General features: G+C 62.9%; 8 protein-coding genes and 1 pseudogene. 7 read left to right on the forward strand and 2 right to left on the reverse strand.

Features of this window, described 5'->3' with window-relative positions; translation table 11 throughout:
• The 7 genes and pseudogenes from L4X63_RS19350 to L4X63_RS19380 form a co-directional block, all read left to right on the forward strand.
• A pseudogene (locus L4X63_RS19350) lies at positions 1-206 on the forward strand (hypothetical protein); the annotation flags it as partial.
• Positions 207-276: 70 nt separating this feature from the next.
• On the forward strand, positions 277-5,136 hold the full coding sequence (locus tag L4X63_RS19355) for a cytochrome c3 family protein (protein ID WP_250680311.1): 4,860 nt from the start codon (positions 277-279) through the stop codon (positions 5,134-5,136).
• Positions 5,137-5,636: 500 nt separating this feature from the next.
• On the forward strand, positions 5,637-6,533 hold the full coding sequence (locus tag L4X63_RS19360; protein WP_250680312.1) for a cytochrome C: 897 nt from the start codon (positions 5,637-5,639) through the stop codon (positions 6,531-6,533).
• Between the two features lie 108 nt (positions 6,534-6,641).
• Entirely contained in the window at positions 6,642-11,918 is a 5,277-nt protein-coding gene (locus L4X63_RS19365; protein WP_250680313.1) for a hypothetical protein, read from the forward strand.
• A gap of 602 nt (positions 11,919-12,520) precedes the next feature.
• A complete protein-coding gene (locus L4X63_RS19370) occupies positions 12,521-13,531 on the forward strand; it encodes a hypothetical protein (RefSeq protein ID WP_250680314.1) in 1,011 nt (336 codons plus the stop codon).
• A gap of 236 nt (positions 13,532-13,767) precedes the next feature.
• On the forward strand, positions 13,768-15,252 hold the full coding sequence (locus L4X63_RS19375) for a heavy metal sensor histidine kinase (protein ID WP_250680315.1): 1,485 nt from the start codon (positions 13,768-13,770) through the stop codon (positions 15,250-15,252).
• A gap of 164 nt (positions 15,253-15,416) precedes the next feature.
• Positions 15,417-16,088 carry a heavy metal response regulator transcription factor gene (locus L4X63_RS19380; protein WP_250680316.1) on the forward strand — a complete coding sequence of 224 codons (672 nt, stop codon included), beginning with the start codon at positions 15,417-15,419 and terminating at the stop codon, positions 16,086-16,088.
• Positions 16,089-16,192: 104 nt separating this feature from the next.
• Here L4X63_RS19380 and L4X63_RS19385 read toward each other — a convergent pair whose 3' ends face one another.
• Together L4X63_RS19385 and L4X63_RS19390 are read right to left on the reverse strand one after the other, a co-directional pair.
• Positions 16,193-17,218 (reverse strand): GW dipeptide domain-containing protein, encoded by a 1,026-nt coding sequence (locus L4X63_RS19385; protein ID WP_250680317.1) that lies wholly within the window; start codon positions 17,216-17,218, stop codon positions 16,193-16,195.
• 64 nt (positions 17,219-17,282) lie between these two features.
• The gene (locus L4X63_RS19390; protein ID WP_250680318.1) at positions 17,283-18,728 is read right to left on the reverse strand and encodes an OmpA family protein; all 1,446 of its coding nucleotides are present in this window, start codon (positions 18,726-18,728) and stop codon (positions 17,283-17,285) included.
• Positions 18,729-18,933: the final 205 nt, after the last annotated feature.

Raw genomic sequence — 18,933 nt, forward strand, 5'->3', positions numbered from 1 at the left:
AGAAGATCGTCGACAACCTCTACGGCACCAACATCATGACCTGCGCTACCTGCCACGAGGTCCACAACAAAGAGAACGCTACCCAGGACCCGTTCACCGATGGCGTGACCAGGACCCAGCTCGGCAAAACCGTTACCGCTCCGAACTACTTCCTGTACGCAAAAGAGAGCAACTCGCTCATCTGCCTCTCCTGCCACGTGAAGTAATGGCGGGCCGCTCAGGCGGCAAGCAAAAGAACCCGAGATCTTACTTATTATGAAAAAGGGGATAGATAAAATGAGAAAAGGACTGGCAACATTGGTCTGTCTTACCCTGGTAGCGGTCGTTTGGGCGTGGGCAGCCACCGCCTACTCGACCTACTGGGTAGAGACCAAGACTACCACCCTCGGTGGTAGCGTAAAGGTGGCCAACAACACCGCACTTTCCGGTGTCGGCGCCATCCGCTTCACCAGCTTCACCACCGCCAACGCTGTTCCGGTCACCGTTACCCCGGATAGCGGCTACAAGATTTCCACCGTCACCGTCGACAACGTCGCCCAGAGCGTGCCGGCCACTGGCGCATACACCTACAACAGCCTGCAGACTCCGGATCACACCGTGAAGATCATCGCCGGCTTCGTTGGTGCCAACGCCTCCACCTCCGCCGCCAAGACCTGGCAGCTGCAGATCCAGAACGGCAGCGCAGGCGGGACCATCTCTGCCGCTGGCCATACCATGGCCACCTACGGCATGAAGATGTACAACTTCGCCGACACCACCGCGATCCCGGTCACCGTTGCCCCGGCCGCCGGCTTCTACGTGTCGAGCCTGTACGTCAACGGCGTGCTGCAGTCCGGCTTCGCCACCACCGGCGGTACCTACACTGTTGACCCCTCCGTCACCGGCAAGGTGTTCAACGTGACCGCCAACTACAAGAAGCAGAACAACGTAGTGACCACCAACGTCACCAGCCCGCTGGTCGCCAACGGCATCCTCCCGGTTAACCCGAAGGTCGCCTACGGCAACGACGTCAAGCTGATCGTTGCTCCGATGGCTCCCTACAACACCGTGACCGCGATCAGCGTGACCGGTTCCACCTACACCGCCATCTCCATGGTCGACAGCCAGGGCAACACCGCTGCTCCGTTCAAGGGCTCGGTGGTGGTGACCATCTCCGGCGTGACCGGCCCCCTGACCCTCGGCTACACCCCGGGCACCGACAACACCGGCCAGATGGGCGGCTGCACCAACACCTGCCACCTGTCCGCTTCCGCCGCTGTTCAGGCTGTTCCGGCCCAGTGGAACGCCTCCAACCACAAGCGTAACGCCGTCGACTGCGTGAGCTGCCACCAGACCATGCCCGGTCCCTGGACCAGCGACACCGTCAACAAAGCCACCATGACCGTCGGCTCCACCGTGGTCTGCTCCAAGTGCCACGCTGACGCTGCCGTCGAAGGCTTCCTGACCAGCCCGCACTGGACCAACCTCCGCAACAACGGCGACAGCGCCGTGGCCGGCGACCAGCTCGCTACCTGCGCTACCCAGAAGTGCCACTTCAAGAGCACCAACCAGACCGGCTGCTCTACCTGCCACCGCGGCAATGCTGCCGGCACCGACAACAACATCAACGCCGACGGCACCTTCGCCGGTTACTCCGCTAACAGCGTCGCCCACAACCCGTTCACCCCGACCATGGAGAGCACCTGCATCAAATGCCATGAGGGCGCATACCACGGGACCCCGACCGCTGTTTACCAGAAGTCCGCTCACTACCTGAACCCGTACTACATGTACGGCGACAAGGAAGTCGTCTGCCAGGATTGCCACGATCCGCACAGCACCAAGGCAACCTTCCCGGGCTACGACGCCACCACCTACGCCAAAACTACTGCCGGCGCCTGCGACAGCTGCCACGCCCGTACCCCGGGCCGTCCGTACGGCATCTTCAGCTCCAACGGCCAGATGGTCGCTCCGCACGTCAACCAGAGCGGTTCCGCTGCCAGCACCACCGACAACAGCAACTACCTGCACGGCTTCAGCGCTAACGCCGGCTGGTACTCCGCTGGCCAGCTGACCGGCGTCACCGTCAACGTTCAGTCCCAGTACGTGACCCCGAACAACAGCTGCACCGACTGCCACGGCCACAACAACTTCATCAACGCCGAATACGCCACCACCATGCACGCCGATCCGAACGGCCGCTGGAAAGCCATCGACGGCTTCAAGTTCGCCGGCTACTCCGCTGCTACCGCCACCGTGTACACCCCGGCCAACGTCAAGCAGGACGGCTGCGTACGTTGCCATACCGCTACCGGCTTCGTGAACTTCGTTCAGTCCGGCTTCCAGGACCTCCGCGCCTGGGGCTTCGCTAACAAAGCCGACGCCACCGGCGAGGTCATCACCTGCCGCGCTTGCCACGTAACCGGCGCCGGCGCCATTAAGGGTGAGGCCACTGTCGGCCTGCCGGAAGGCAACCCGAACAACTGGAACCCGAACTCCATCCGCGCCGCCAAGACCCCGTACACCATGTACTACAACTACTCGGTCTCCAAGGTTAAGAAGTTCGTGGGCCAGGCCAAGTTCAACAACTTCGGCTACTCCAACGTCTGCGTACCCTGCCACTCCGGCCGTACCGGCGCAACCGACGGTTCCGCCATCAAGGCTCTCGGCGCTTACGCTAACTACACCACCCTTACCTTCGCTGGGACCCCGAGCCTGCCGCACGGCGTGTACCAGGCTGCCATCCTCGACGCGAAGCTCGGCTACAAATTCTCCGCATACACCACCGCCGCCAACGGCCACGCCACCATCGGCGTGAACAGCGTGGTGACTGCTGTCAACGGCAACGCTACCACCGATCCGACCCCGGGTCCGTGCGTTTCTTGCCACATGGACTTCAAAACCCAGACCGGTGAGGCTGGCAAAACCGCTACCTACCGCAAGCACGAGTTCTCCATCGTGAAGGCTGACGGCAGCCTGCCGACCCTCTGCTCCAACTGCCACAGCGCAAGCTTCAACGGCGCTTCCCTCGACGACGCCAAGGCTAACTTCCAGGCCGCTGTCGTGGCCCTGGCCGAAGTCATGAAGACCAGCAACAACGTCTACGGTACCCCGATCGTCACCGGTGCTACCGTGACCCAGTACGGCACCACCAGCTTCAAGTGGAGCTGGGCTGACTCCAAGCGCGGCATCGCCGGCGTTTCCTTCACCGGCAAGTCCGCCAAGTTCGCCGACCTCCAGGGCGCCTACTACAACCTGCAGCTCCTGTGGGGCATCGCCTTCTCCACCACCGACGAAGGTGCTTACGCTCACAACCCGCAGTACCTGAAGCAGCTTGTTAACGACACCATCAACGCGCTGCGCGTTCCGACCACCGCTTCGGTGGCCGACGCCATCAGCCAGCTGCCGTACGACGCAGCTTCCACCGACGGTTACTTCCCGGGCTTCAGCGCTACTACCCAGGATGCCGCCATCACTGCGTTGAACAACGCCAACAACCACTACGCTGCCGGTGCAAGCAAGACCCAGTACATGATCAGCACCGCTACCTGCACCGACTGCCACAACCCGAGCGAGACCGCCCTCCAGGCTGCCGCCCGCGTCGCATGGTCCGAGTCCAACCACGGCCTGACCTCCGAAGCAGGCTGGGGCGCAAGCCTCTCCTCCTCCAGCCGCGGTAGCAGCACCCCCTACAACGGGACCGCTATTCCGAGCGCCGAGTGCGTCCGCTGCCACACCGTGGACGGTTTCGTCCAGTTCACCAACAGTGGCGCCTTCGCTAGCGTTGCCCCGCTGACCAGGACCGATGCGGGCACCGTTAACTCCCCGCTCAACTGCAACGCCTGCCACGTCAAGCCGCTGCCGACCGGCAACGACCGTCGCAGCATCGCCCAGACCGCAGGTACCGGCAACGGCACCAGCGGCGTCGGCGCAGCCATCTTCTACAACATCTCGGCTGTCGACAACGGCACCCACCTGTCCTACCGTGCACGCACCCAGGCTAACTTCCCGGATGTCCAGGACTCCAACCTCTGCGTGTCTTGCCACAGCGGCCGCGGCACCGGTCAGCACATCAGCGTCATCGCTGCCAACCCGAACTTCACCATCTCCAACGTGAAGAGCCGTCCGACCCTGCACAACCTCCCGGTCGCCGGCGTGATGTACATGAAGGTAGCCTTCGCTTCCTTCACCTCGGCTGGCACTTCCATCCCGACCCTCAAGAACTACACCTCGGTCGGCAGCGCTACCACCTACGCCAAAACCGTCACCTCCAGCCTCGACCTGACCGGCGGCGTCACCAGTACCCACAGGCTGCTCGGTTCCACCGCTGTCGGCCACGGCCTTGCCGCTGGCGTCCTCGCCACCGGCGGTCCCTGCGTCACCTGCCACATGCAGGGTACCGGCACCTCCCTGGCTCACCGCGCTGACGGCGGTCACAGCCTCGACATCAACGCAGACGCCTTCAACCAGGTGTGCATCAACTGCCACACCAGCGAGAATGGCCACGCCCTCAACACCTTCGCCGACTTCCAGACTTACTTCCTCGGCGCTCAGGAAGAGGCTTACAACAGTGCCGTTACCCTGGCCAGCAGCCTGCTGACCCAGAACTTCGGCATCAACACTGTGACCGATACCACCGTCGAGGCCACTGGCCCCAACGCAGGCAAATCCGTCACCGACTACACCAGGAAGGCTTGGCTGACCGCCAACCCGACCATCGCCCTGTCCCTCGGCTCCGCAGTCCAGACCGACGGCAACGGCGCCTACTGGCTGAACAACACCGCCGCCATGAAGCTCATGGGTGCCGCTTACAACGTGGCCCTCTACGGCTACCAGGATAAGGCGGCCTTCGCCCACGCCCGTACCGCTACCCGCCGTTCGCTGTACGACACCATCGACTTCCTCGATGATGGCGCCATGAACTTCTCGGTCAGCGCTACCGCTACCACCAAGATGCCGGCTGTTTACGGCATCGGCTCCGTCGCTTACACCCAGGACGGCACCGCCAACACCACCACCGGCATCCTCCAGAGCAACCTGGACGTGGTCGGCACCGGCACCACTGAAGCATCGCTGTTCCTCTTCAACTGGAACCGCACCTACGGCAACTGGAACAACTACAAGCTCACCGCCAACAACCCGCTTGAGCGCCCGTAGTAGCTCCTGAAGTCTTCTGCAATGCAGTACCTGCCCCGCCTCGCAAGAGGCGGGGCTTTTTTTGATGCGTTCCCGCCTCATCCCAACCGCTTCACTTCACTTCACTTCACTTCGCCTGACCTCTCTTTCTGCCGCCGTTTTACTTCCCCGTCCCATCGTCCTTCTCACTGTGCCGATCCCACCGGTTTTCTGCCCGTCCTGCGTCTGTCCGATCCTCCGCGGGGACGACTCCGCGAAATGCCCGGCTCCCCTTTCCGTGAAATAACCTTCATCCCGGTGAAATAGCCTGCCCTAAGCCGTTGGTATGACCGGAGGGCTTCCCCGGCATCGCACCGATTACGTATTGCTGTACAAAAAATTACGTAAAAATGACGGAACGTTAAACAAAAACTGACCAACGCTGTCGATAAAAATTACACAAAGATTACCTGTAGGGTTCGTTTTTTGCACAAAGTGCTGTCAGTGCTTCATATCTTCAGTAGTACAAAAGGAGAGGCAACATGAAAAAAGTATTGGCAACAGTCGCAGCAGTAGGATGTCTTGCGGCCGCTAGTACCGCTCTTGGCGGTCTTCCGGCCGGCACGGGGGTCAACGGCTCCCTGCACGACATGACGGTGGTGGTTGGGCCCCAGGCTGACTCGATGGCTCGAGTCTGCGTTTTCTGCCACACCCCTCACCATGCCCAGTCTTCGGACGGCGGCTACAACCTCCCGCTGTGGAACCATGACATCCCGGACGTCACCACCTACACCCCCTACGCCTGGGCCACCCCGATGAACTCCAACAACGGCGAGTTCACCATCACCGACCCGCTGGCCGGCCCGAGCCGTCTCTGCATGAGCTGCCATGACGGCGCCGTCGCCGTCGACGAGCACAACTCCGCCTTCGGCAAAGACGCCAGCCAGGCAACCACCTCGATCGCCAACGTGACGACCTACACCAACCAGCAGGGCCGCGGCGCCCTCGGCAAGGACCTCACCCAGACCCACCCGATCGGGTTCGACTACGTGGAGATCGCCGCCTGGCGTAACTCCAACTCCCAGAACGGTGCCCTCGACTCCAACCACAACCCGACCGGCGACACCGAGATCGTCTCGGCAGACAAAGGGTACGCCCTTTCCATCACCGTGGAAAACACCACCCAGGGCAAGTACAACTACGTTCAGCGTAACGTAGGCGGCAAGCGCATCGTGGACAACCTCTACGGCGCCAACATCATGACCTGCGCCACCTGCCACGAGGTTCACAACAAAGAGAACGCCACCCAGGACAACTTCACTGACGGTCCGAAGAACCTCACCGTCAGCGGCACCACTTACCCCATGGCGGCCCCGAACTACTTCCTTTACGCCAAGCAGAGCGAGTCGCTCATCTGCCTCTCCTGCCACGTGAAGTAGCAGGCCCCCCGGGGCGCTCCCTGCCGGTTTGAGAGCCCCGGACGGACCACATGTTTAATGGGCACTTTTGATGCGATTTGAATTTCTAATTTAAAGGGGACTTACGACATGAGAAAAGGACTGGCAACACTGGTCTCTCTCACCCTTGTAGCGGTCGTGTGGGCGTGGGCAGCCACAGCCTTCTCGACCTACTGGGTGGAGACCAAAACTACCTCCCTCGGTGGTAGCATCAAGGTTGCGAACGGCACCGCACTTTCCGGTGTTGGGGCCATCAAATTCAGCAGTTTCACGACTGCCAATGCAGTTCCGGTGTACGTTCAGCCGGCCGCCAATTACAAGATCTCGACGGTCACCGTCGACAACGTCGTCCAGACGATTGCCGATCCGACCGTGACCTTCACCATCCCGGTCACGACCCCGAACCACACCGTGAAAGTATTCGCGGGCTTCGTCGGGCTCAACGCCGCCAACACCGGTGCCAAGACCTGGCAGCTCCAGCTGCAGAACGGCAGCTTCGGCGGCACCATCTCGGTTGCCGGCCGCTCGCTTGGCAACTACGGGATGAAGATGTACAACTACTCCGACACCACTCCGATGCCGGTGACCGTTACCCCGGCTACCGGTTACTACGTGTCGAGCGTGTACGTGAACAGCGTCCTCCAGTCGAGCTTCCCGCAGGCTGGCGGCGTCTACACCATTGATCCTTCGGCTGCCGGCAAGGTGTTCAACGTCACCGCCAACTACAAGCCGCTGGTCAACACCGTGACCACCAACACCGCCTCCGCCGCCAACGGCATCCTCCCGGTTAACCCGAAGGTCGCCTACGGTAAGGACGTGAAACTGGTCGTCTCCCCGATGGCTCCTTACAACACCATCACCGCCCTCTCGCTGACCGGCACCGGCCACGGCGCCGTCACCATGATCGACGCCCAGGGCAACACCTCGGCTCCCTGGAAAGGCTCCGTGGTGGTGACCATCTCGGCCGTCACCGGTCCGCTGACCCTCGGCTACACCCCGGGCACCGACAACACCGGCCAGATGCAGGGCTGCACCAGCACCTGCCACATGTCCGCTTCGGCCCAGGTCCAGGCTACCGCCGGCCTGTGGAACAACTCCGTCCACAAGCGTAACGCCGTCGATTGCGTCTCCTGCCACAACACTATGCCGGGCGACGTGACCGCGGGCACCGTTAGCCGCGTAACTCTGCAGAAGACCGACGGTTCCGTCTACTGCACCTCCTGCCACAGCAGCTCCACCGCGGCTGGCTTCCTGACCTCCGCTCACTGGACCAACACCTACAACACCAGCGCCAACGCCGGCTGCTCGCAGAAGTGCCACTTCAAGAGCCAGCCCGCCGCCGGTTGCGGCACCTGCCACTCGGGCGCCCTTGCTAGCGACGGCAGCTTCGCCCAGGGGACCTACTCCTCGGCTGCTGCCCACAACACCCAGATCCTTAACTACAACACCACCTGCACCGTCTGCCACGCTGCCGGCGGCAAGCATGGCGGCCCGACCGACAACTTCCTGGCCTCCAAGCACTGGAACAACTCCTTCGAGTACGGGCCTGAGTTCGCAGGCGGCGCCGTGCCCGAGCAGATCAACCCGAACGAAAGCTACACCACCACTGAGTTCGGTGCAGCAACCACCTGCGCCTACCGCTGCCACTTCAAACCGGGCATGGGTCCGTCCCGCAACGTGACCGGCTACGTGACCAACGGCCGCGCTACCACCAACGTCAGCTACACCGACACCCTTAACAACGAGACCTACACCCGTCCGGGTGGCGACGGCTGCATCGCCTGCCACGATCCGCACACCAGCAAGGCAGCCGACTACCAGACCTGCCTCATCTGCCACTCCGGCTCCAAGCATGGCGTAGTGCCCAACGAGTTCTTCAACTCCAAGCACTGGAAGAACACCCATGAGTCCGGCCCCGAGTTCGCTGGCCAGAACGCCGTCGAGTACGGCAGCTACACCTTCGCCGGCCAGACCCAGACCAACGGCAACGTCAAGCTCGACGCCGCCACCGTTCCCGGCGACATGAACCCGAACTCCAGCTACAACACCACCGAGAACGGTGCAGCCACCACCTGCGCCTACCGCTGCCACTTCGGTCCGGGCATGGGCCCGCAGCAGAACGTGGCCGGCTACCTCGCCAACGGGAAGTCCATCACCTACATCGCCTACTCTTCCCGCGCCTCCGGGCAGAAGATCACCTACACCCGTCCGGGCGGCAACGCCTGCCTCGCCTGCCACGACTCGCATAAACTCGTGACCGACGCCCGCTCCACCTGCTACACCTGCCACGCTGGCGGCAACCACGGCTGGTCCGTGAAGGCCTTCGAGAAGTCCACGCACTACACCAGCACCTACGCCATCTACGACGGCATGGGCGGCCCGACCGGCAAAGCCTGCATCGCCTGCCACAATGCTCACTCCCTGGAGGCCGAGTTCGCTAACGTCTCCTCCAACCAGCTCCGCTCCGCCGGGATGGCTACCGGCTGCCAGGGCTGCCACACTCCGGGCCAGTCGTACTCGATCTTCAGCTCCAACGGGATCGGCAAGGCTCCGCACTTCAAAACCGACAACACCACCGCTTACATGACCCCGCGCACCTCCTGCGCTAGCTGCCACAGCCACAACAACACCATCAACGCCGGTTGGGCCGAAGGCGGCCACGGCTCCACCACCACCCCGGCCTTCGACGGCAGCCCGAGCGAAAACTTCAAGACCATGGGCGTCGCCGGCGTCAACTACCAGGTCGATCCGAGCGCACGTAACTGCGTCCGTTGCCACACCGCCAACGGTTTCGCCCAGTTCGTCGACTCCGGCTTCACCAACATCGCCCCGGTCGGCGTCGCTTCCGACAACACCTCCGAGCCGATCGTCTGCACCGCCTGCCACAACAACGTGGACAAAGGCACCCTGCGTCTGGCCAACTTCACCTCCCAGCACCTGGGCGGCGCGAAGTACATGGCTCGCTACGGCTACAAAAACGCTCTGGCTAACAACGTGCTGGTTAACAGCACCCTGACCCTGCCGGACAACAAGAACTCCAACGTCTGCCTCCCCTGCCACAGCCAGCGTGCTTCCGGCCAGGAGATCAAAGACGTGTTCGCTCTCGGCAACTTCAAGCAGTACTCCGCCGGTAGCGCAATCTACCCGCACGCCGCACAGCCTGCCGCCATCGTGGCCGGCATGGGTGGTTACGAGTTCACCGTCCAGAACGGCACCAGCAACAACGGCTTCGCTTACCAGGATCGTGCCCGTCACCAGAGGATCGGCAACTACGGCACCGGCACCGGCTACAACAACACCGGCGTCACCCAGGGTAACTGCGTCGGCTGCCACATGAACACCGCCGGGGCAACCCACAACCTGGAGATCGGCGAGAAGGATGCCAACGGCAACTTCACCTCCATCACCAGCACCGCGTGCGCCAAGTGCCACCCGAGCGACTTCACCTACCAGAACCTCAACACCAGGAAGGGCGAATTCAAGGCCCTGGTCGACGCCCTCGGCAACCTCCTCGTCAAGAAGGGGATCACCCAGGACGGCGTTACTCCGCTGGCAGAGCGCAAAGCGTTCGACATGAGCCTTGGCACCAAGGATAACGCCATCGCTCAGCGCAACATGGGTGCCTGGTACAACTGGTACCTCTTCAACACCACCGACCCGGCTGCCTACGCCCACAACCCGTCCTACGCCCGCAGGCTGCTGACCGACTCCATCGACATGCTCGACGACAACACCCTGAACGGCTCTGCTGCTGCTACCGTCCAGGCGATGGGTGTCAATGGGAACGCTCTGTACAACGCCAACCTCAACGTGGCTAACGCACTTACCGCCACCAACGACCCGGGCTGCCTCGGCTGCCACTTCGGGACCACCACCAACAACCTCAACGGCGAAGCTATCCCGGGCGTCCAGGGTGCTCCGCACTACAACACCGCCGCTACCAACGTTCCTGGCCAGACCTTCACCCAGGCACAGTTCGTAGTTGCCGGTTCGCAGTGCAACGACTGCCACGGCTACGGCCACGGCACCGACAGCCCGGGCTACTCCGCTTCGAAGGCTGCCTTCCCGAACATCTCCGGTGTTCAGGGTAAAGGTATCAACGCCAACTACGCTGAGTCCGCTCACGGCGACATCAACGGTCTGGCATGGACCGACTACAACTTCCTCAACCTCTCCAGCCGCTCCGGCTGCACCCCGTGCCACACCACCAAGGGCTTCGCGAACGCCATGGACAGCGTCAATGCCAACGGCGGGAAGATCGCTACCCCGGCCTTCATCGGCAACGCTGCTGACACCACCAAGCAGGTCCTTGGCTGCACCGCCTGCCACAGCAGCACCAGCTGGAAAACCAGCATCCGTACCATGAGCAACAACTACCAGGCAGCTCAGGGCGGCTTCAGCCTGACTGCTCCGGCCTACACCGCCTACGAGAACATGGGCGAGTCCAACGTCTGCATTCCCTGCCACGCTGGCCGCGAAAACGGCGGTTCCATCAACGCTTCGACTGCCGACTTCAGCAACACCGGCTTCAAGAACCCGCACTACCTTGCCGCAGCCGCTGTCTTCTACGGCAAAGGCGGCTTCCAGTTCTACACCTCGGGTGTCCGTTACAACACCTACGGCGCCGCCGGCAAGATCGGCCGCACCGCCAACTGGAGCCACGGCAAGCTTGGTATGGACAACTACACCACCTCCACCCTGAAGACCGCCAACACCGGCAACATCCGCGGCTCCGGGAACAAAGGTCAGTGCGTGGCTTGCCACCTCGGACCCACCAACACCCACACCTTCAATGCCTTCGAAGCTGCCAAGGCCACTTGGGGTACCAACACCACGCCGAACGGCTGCTTCGGCTGCCACAGCGGCGAGGACATGGAAGAAGTCGCCATCGGCGAGAAGGCTCTGGTTGACAGGTCTCTCGACCTGCTCGCCTACGAGCTCGAGAAATACGGTCTGTACTTCAACAACGACAAGAACCCGTACTTCTTCACCGATGCGGCCTTCACCACCAGCGCAACCAACTGGACCAACAACCCGAACAGCGTGACCGTCACCGGCAAGCAGACCATGGGCGCAGCCCAGAACCTCAAACTGCTCAAAGCTGAGAAGGGTTCCCACGTCCACAACCGCGCCTTCATGCGTGCACTCATCACCGACTCCCTCGTGTACCTGCAGAAAGGCCAGGCTGGTATTGACGCGGATCGTACCGTCACTTCCACCGATCCGAACAACCTCATCAACTTCACCAACTACTCCACCGCGATTTCCGCTCCGAACTCCGACCGGATCGCGGCAGGCCAGTCCGGCTCCAGCGTGAGCATCACTGCCCTGAAGGGGTACCTGATCAGGAACGGTGCCAGAAGGTAATTCCTCCTTCTAATCCGTATGTAATGGCCCCGCCTCGAAAGAGGCGGGGTTTTTTTATTGGCGCAGGGCGGGGAAGGGGGGAAGGCTCCGGAGGGGGGCGGGCGGCTAAAGCCTGTATGGCAAGGTAGGGTTACGTGCTATGGCGTAGCTGATACGCGAAAGAGCGCCATCGCTCGGCGGTTGAGATGGGATCGGTAGTCAGGGCAAGTAATTGTTACAGTTGTATAACCTATAAATTACAAACAAATGACAACCGAGATGCTATAAAATTACTTTTTCGCCGAAATGGCCTGTATCGTGCAGAAAGAAAACTAAATCACAGTGACCAATATACACCGGACACTGCCACAACAGCTGCAGCAGAAAAGCTTCACCTTTTGCGATTGCCCCGCCCCGAAAGGAGCGGGGCTTTTTTTTATCTGCAGCATGGCGGCCGGACAGCACACGGTTAAGCGCTTCTTCAGTGGGGAATCGCTTCTCTCAATCCGTTGCTAGAGATCCGCTCCGTTATCTAGTTATTCCAGCTACCTTTCTCTTTTTGACAAAGAGTCGCAGGTGGCGCTATAATGCGCGCCAACGTTTGTTTGTCCAGAGGGGGTAGGATGTTCCGTTCGATACTGTTTTCCCTGTTGCTGTTGATTACCCTGGCCGGATGCGGAGTCGACTGGTTCCCCGACACCACCAAGACCACCTCCACCACTGGCTCTTCGAGCACGGTGCAGCCCTTCTCCTTCACCAACGCGACCAACGTGGCGTTTAACACCGTCCAGACCTCGGACCCGGTCACCATCGCCTTCTCCAACGGTTCCACGGCCGCCATCAGCGTCTCCAACGGACAGTACTCGATCAACTCCACCACCTCCTTCACCTCGGTGACCGGCAAGGTACATAAAAACGACCAAGTCCGCGTCCAGCATACCTCCGCCAGCACCGCCGGAGGCACGGTGGCCACCACGCTGACCGTCGGCAACCAGAGCGCGACCTTCTCCAGTACCACCACCACCGCCTCCGTATCTACCTTCTTCTTCTCCCCGGCCGGGTACGCGGGGGTGACGACCTCGGGCACCACCAAGACCTCCAACTCCATCACGGTAAACCTGACCTCGGGAACGTCGGCCCCCATCAGCATCACCGGCGGCGAGTACGTGTCGAGCAGTTCGGGCGGCTTCACTTCCAGTCCGGGGACCGTCCAAAACGGCGACCAGGTGGTGGTCCAGAACATCTCTTCGAACGTGGCGGTCACCACCGTGCTAACGATCGGCGACCAGAGCGCGACCTTCTCCACCACCCCCGGCAACGTGGCGCCGGAGACGGTGTATCTCACCGGGACGGCCGGTGGGGTCATCACCGGGTCGGCCGTGCTGGCCTTGGTCCCCGGGACCTATACGGTCCACTTCGTCAGCAGCTCTACCGGTTCCGGCGGCTACGCGCTGACCGCCGCCGACGTCGCCAGCGGCACCTACACCGGGGCCGGTACCGACGAAACCCACACCTTCGCCAACGGCGACTCCCTCTACTTCAGCGATCTGCTGCCGGCCACCGCCGGGCAGGTGGCGACCACCATCGTCAACATCGACGGGGTGCCGATAACCTTCAAGGTCACCGCACAGTAATTTGCGGATATTCCCCCCCAGCCTCACCCCAGCCCTCCCCTTGAAGGGGAGGGAGAGCGGGATCGAGCGGGGGGGCAGGTTTTCCTATCGTTGTCCCGTTCCTCCGCCTTCACCTCCATCCTCACCCCAGCCCTTCCCTTGAAGGGAAGGGAGAGCAGAGGGAGAGCAGGGGATAGGGGCGAGCGCGGGCAGATGTTGCCGCGGCCGTGTAATGCCATGTCATGGAGAGCCTTGTAATGCCAGCTTCGGCAAGCCCGCGCCATCCCGCTTCCGCTGAAGGAACCGCCGCCCGGCCGCGCCGCTGGTCGCTCACCCTCAGGCTCGCCTGCAGCAACGCTTTTTCCTTCTTCATCCTGATGTCCCTGGTTTCCACCCTGCTCTATGCGGGGCTCGCCTCCCAGCTCGCCAAGCAAAACCACACCTACCTCCACGACGAGGTCACCTCGCTCGGCAACATGATCCAGGCCCAGAGGGAGATCTCCGTCATTTTCAAGGAGCTGAACTTCGAGCACTCCGGGAGCGAGTACGTCAAGCACTTCATCCGGGTGATGGACGGTGACGGGGCGCTCCTCATGGAGTCGCCGGGGATGGAGCGCTTCCTCCCGAGGGGGCTCTTCCGGATCCCCTACCGTGACCGGCCTGCCACCGATACCGCGCTGGTGGGACCGGACGGCAGGGATTACCTCACCACCCTCGTCTGGATCGACGTCGACCCCCGCTTCAACCGCCGCGCGGTCCTCCAGGTCGCCCTCGACGTGACCAACGTCCGGGAGATCCTGGTCGGCTACCGTACCAAGATCGGCCTGGCCCTCGCCTTGGGCTTCGCGCTCTGCTGCGGGGCGAGCTTCCTGATCGCCCGCCAGGGGACCCGGTCGCTGGTCGCCCTGACCGACACCGTCCGCCGCATCACGGTGACCAACCTCGAGGAGCGGGTAGGGGGGGACGGGTGGCCGTCGGAGATCGGCGTGGTCGCCGACGCCATCAATCACATGCTCGACCGCATGGAGGATTCCTTCGCCCGGCTCTACCGCTCCGCGTCCAACCTCTCCCACAAGATGCGCACCCCCCTCACCATCCTGAAGGGGGAGGCCGAGGTGGCGCTCTCGCGTCCGAGGAGCGCGGAGGAGCTCGAGGCGGTGATCGCCTCCAGCCTCGACGAGGTGACGAGGCTCACCCGGCTGGCCGACAACATTCTCTTTCTGGGCAACGCCGAGCTGGGGAAATTCAGCCTGACGCTCAGCGACCTGACGGCGCGCGAGGAGGCGGAAGAGGTCATCGACTTCTACGGGCCGGTGGCCGAAGAGAAGGGGATCACCCTGGAATGCCGGGGAGATGCCAAGCTGGTGGCCGACCGGGTGCTGTTCAGAAAGTCGCTGGCGGCGCTTATCTCCAACGCCATCACCTACAACAGCTCCCGAGGAGTCGTGCAGCTCTCGGTCACCCAGGGGGCGGGGCTCGCCTGCGAAATCTCGGTCGCCGACGCCGGCTGCGGCATGGCGGCCGACCAGCTCGGCAAGATCTTTGACCGTTTCTACCGGATCTACGCCACGAGGCACATGGATCCCCACGGCACCGGGCTGGGGCTCCCCATCGCCAAGGCGATCATGGACCTGCACCAGGGATCCATCACCGTCCGCAGCGAACCCGGCAGGGGAACCACCGTCACCCTGAGTTACCCCGACCCGGAGTCCTTCCCCTCCGAGACGGCGGCCCAGGGATAGGGGCGGGGGACGCCGGACGGGTAGGGGGAAATCGTTACCTTTACCGGCAACCGCTATAATTTTCTTGCCTTGGACGGTCTGCTACGGATAGTATGCCGTTTTAATGTGAGAGGGGGACCGGCCGGTCACCCGCAAAAGAAACTTCAAGAAGAGGTTGGGCACCGATGCATATCCTGATCGTAGAGGACGAGAAGAAGACCGCAGCATTCATCAGCCGTGGGCTCACCGAGGACAACTTTACGACCGACGTGGTGGACAACGGGCAGGACGGCCTGGATCTGGCCCTCAAGAGGGAGTACGACCTGATCATCCTCGACGTGATGCTCCCCGCCATGGAAGGTTGGGAAGTCCTGAAAAGGCTTAGGGAACGCGGGAGCCACACCCCGGTCCTGCTCCTTACCGCCCTGGACGGGGTCGAGGACCGGGTGAAGGGGCTGCAACTGGGGGCCGACGACTACCTGACCAAGCCGTTCGCCTTTTCGGAGCTTTTGGCGCGGGTCCAGACCATCCTCAGGCGCGGCCCGATCCGGGTCCCCGAGGTGCTGACGGTAGGCGACCTGGAGATCGACTTCCCGGCCCACCGCGTGTCGCGCCAGGGGAAGAGGATCGACCTCACCCCCAAGGAGTTCTCGCTGCTGTCGCTTTTGGCCCGGCGCCGGGGAGAGGTGCTCTCCCGGACCAGGATCGCCGAGCAGATCTGGTCCATCGATTTCGAGAGCGACACCAACGTGGTGGACGTGCACATGCGGAGGCTGCGGATGAAGGTCGACGATCCGTTCGAGGCCAAGCTGATCAGGACCGTGCGGGGGGTAGGGTACGTTCTTGACGAGGTGTGAAACGGGGGATCCGCCTGGCTGGCGGAGCCAACCGAGGTAACGGAAATAGAAAAGGGCCGGGGAGGCGATTCCCCGGCCCTTTTTTCGTGCGGCTGGCGGGCGGATTACTTGGAGACCGGCCCGTTGGAGAAGATGATTTTTTCGAAGGTGCGGTTGAGCCCCTTGCTGACGAAGTTGCTCATGGTCATCCCCGGGGAGAGGGCGACTTCCTCGCCGACGGCGATCTTGGCCTGGGGAATGGCCACCCACTTCTTCACCCCGTCCTTCTCGACGTTCAGGTAGGTGTAGCCGCCGGCGTCGAGGGACTCGACCACTTTGCCGGTGAGCGGGGTGACGGCCGGGGCCGGTTCCGGAGCGCGCGGGGGCTCGGCGGAAGCCTTGGCCGCGTCGATTTTCGGGTGCCCGGAGGGGAGACCGGCGGGTGCCGCTGCGGGGGCAGCTTCTTTGGCGGCTTCGGGGGCGGCCGCGGAGCCCGGAGTCTTGATCCCGCTGGAGAAGTAGATCGCGTTGAAGGTCCTCTTCAGCATCTTGCTGGTGAACTTGCCCATCGGGGTGCCGGGGAGGACCTCGATCTCGTCACCGACCTTGACCGGGGTGGCGGGGACGGCGATCCAGCTGTGCTTGCCGTCTTTCTCGACGTTGATGTAGGTGTACTGGGCGGCGTCCATGGTCTCGATGACCTTGCCGGCCAGGATCGGGGTGGCGGACTCGTTGGGGTCGACCGTCTCCTTGCCCGGCTCGGCCGGGGCGGCAGCGGCGGCTGCTGCGGGGGCAGGGGCGGCTGCCACGCCACCCGAGAACACGATCGATTCGAAGGTGCGGTTGAGGGACTTGCTGGTGAAGTTGTTCATGACGGCGCCGGGGAGCAGGTTGAGCTCGTCTCCCACCTTGACCTGGGTCACGGGGACCGCCACCCAGCTCTTCTTGCCGTCCTTTTCGAGGTTGATGTAGGTGTAGCCACCGGCGTCCATGGTCTCGACGACCTTCCCGGACAGACCGGCGGGTGCGGCGGCGGTCGCGGATGCCGGTGCAGCGGTGGTTTTGGCGGTCTGGCCGGGGCCTGCACAGCCTGCCATGGCAACGGCACCCAGGGCCAGGGTGATCCCTGCCAGTTTCCTGTGTTTCATCATGTTGGTCTCCTCATGTTGTTATTTAAGGAACGCCCCTTGTGGGCCGGTCCGTTGCATCAATCGATCAGTGGGATGGCTGGGTGGCATCCTTGCGCTGGACCACCAGGGTCAGGATTTCGGCCCGGCGGTTGACCTGCCTCCCCTTGGCGCTGCGGTTACTTGCCTTGGGTTTGCCGAAGCCGAACCCTTTGGTGGAGATCCGGTCGGTGTTGACGCCGCGGGCCACCAGTTCCCGGGCCACGACTTGGGCCCTCGCCTCGGAGAGCCGCAGGTTGGGTTCGTTTCTGCCGACGCTGTCGGTATGCCCCTCGATCCTCACCGATACGTCAGGCGACTTCTTGAGCATGGCGGCCAGCGCGTCGATCTTGGCGGCGTACTCGGCCCGTACCACGGTCTTGTTGAAGTCGAACTCCACGGTCAGGTAACCGAGCGTGCGCCGCACGACCCCGGTCTCGTCCCGCTCGGGGACCGCCGCCTGTTCGGGTTCCACCGGCTCGAGCACGAGCTCCTCCTGGGGAGCCTGTGCGGGCCGGCGAACCGCCTGAGCGGGGGCGGCGGGACGGGCGGGCGCGGCGGCGGCCGGTATGCCTGCCGCCGGTGCCGATGCCGTCTGGGTTGGCTGACCCGCGGGGGGGGCGGCACTCTTGGCTTGAGCCCGCGGGGCAAGCACGGCGGGCTCAAGCGGGGGCACTTCGGAAAGCACCACCGGTCCCAGGACGATTTCCGGCGCGCTCCCCTGTTCGGTGGCCGGGCCAACCTCCCTGCCGGCCGGGGCACCCTTGATGGCAGGGGCTGGCGTGGGCGCGGTGCCGGGTGTGGCTTCCGGGGCTCCGGGCGCCGGGGCGCCGGTAGCCGGGGTGCCTGGTGCCGCGGGCGCTGCAGCAGGGGGCGTCGCCTGGCCGGGCGCGCCTGCCGCCGGTTCCGGTTCCGGCACGTAGCCGGACGGTTCCTGCTCCTCGGATTTCCCATCGTCCTTGAGCTCCGGGACGGCCAGGGCGGGGAGCGCCTTCTTCGGCTTGGGAGGCGCGGGGGGGATGATGCGCATCAGGTCGGTGAAGGAGTAGGACACCCCGGCGAGGATCTCGTAGTTGGTCCTGGTGGAAACGTTGTCGTATACAAAGAGCTGGTGGGCGTCGAACCTGAGGGCCAGATGGTTGGTCAGGAAGTGTTTGACTCCCAGTCCCCAGTTGAAGATGAAGTTGCCGGTGGTGCGAGGGCCCTTGTCGACGGACATGCCGCCGATGCCGACCGAGAAGAAGGGAACCGTCACCTTCCTCGGGGTCAGCGAGTAGACCGCGTCGGCTCCAAAGAGATAGCCGGTGGCCTTGGAGCCTGAGCTGGTGCTGGTGGAGAAGTAGTTGACGTTCGCCTCGACCCCGATTGAGTCGGCGACGTTGGCTCCCACTATGTGGTATCCCGCCCTGACTCCATAGAGCGGAGTCGGATCCAGCGCCTGGCCCGAGGCGAAGAAGTATCCTCCAATGATGGGAGCCACTTCGAACTCTGTCACGGGCTTTACAACCTTGGGGATCTCGGTGAGAGCCAGACCCGGGAGGGAAAGCGCGAGGGTAAAGAGAACGACCAGTAATAATATGCGAACGATGCGCGGCAAATTCCTCTCCAGATACTGCTGGCTTCGCGCATCTTATACTAAACCGTTCTGTACTTCAAGGATAAACGCTTGCTAATGACAGTGCGGGGATAGCGATACTCTA

The sequence above is a fragment of the Geomonas sp. Red32 genome (assembly GCF_023652955.1).
Lineage (GTDB): Bacteria > Desulfobacterota > Desulfuromonadia > Geobacterales > Geobacteraceae > Geomonas.